The organism is Kocuria sp. CPCC 205261 (assembly GCF_040981025.1).
In the GTDB taxonomy this organism is placed as follows: Bacteria; Actinomycetota; Actinomycetes; order Actinomycetales; family Micrococcaceae; genus Kocuria; species Kocuria marina.
This window is the reverse complement of sequence record NZ_JAVKPU010000076.1, coordinates 1-506: the sequence shown is the minus strand read 5'-3', so window position 1 is coordinate 506 and position 506 is coordinate 1. Positions and strand designations below refer to the sequence as shown.

The following is a 506-nucleotide window of genomic DNA, read 5'->3' as shown; positions in this document are numbered from 1 at the left end:
CCTCGGGCTACACGCCGGGCGACCCCTACGCCTACCGCTCCGACGAGCAGGGCGAGGCGGCCCGCACCTACACCGACCGCGTGCCCGGCACCGTCTACCCGGATCAGGAGGGCGACCGTCGATGAGCCACCCCATTCCCCCCTCGGACGCCGAGAACAGGGCGGAGCACGAGTCGCTCGGTGAGATGTTCAAGTCGCTGAGCAGCAATCTCTCCACCCTCATCCAGCAGGAGATCGCCCTCGCGAAGGCCGAGACGACCCAGACGGTGCAGGAGGCCAAGCAGTCCGCCAAGGACGCGGGCAAGGGCGCCGGCCTGCTCGCCGGGGCCGGCGTGGCCGGTCACTTCGTCCTCCTCTTCCTGTCCATCGCCCTCATGTGGGGGCTGGGCAACCTGGTCGGTCTGACCTGGGCCGCCGTCATCGTGGCGGTCGTCTGGGCCATCATCGCCGGCATCCTCGCCGCTGTGGGCAAGAAGAACCTGAACGAGGGCAAGCGGGAGTTGGCCG

1 protein-coding gene is annotated in these 506 nt (G+C 69.6%); it reads left to right on the top strand.

Annotation, left to right across the window (positions count from 1 at the left end):
- Positions 1-121: 121 nt before the first annotated feature.
- Positions 122-506 (top strand): phage holin family protein (locus RF646_RS13465; protein ID WP_368836247.1); only part of this gene is annotated, 385 nt, incomplete at its 3' end.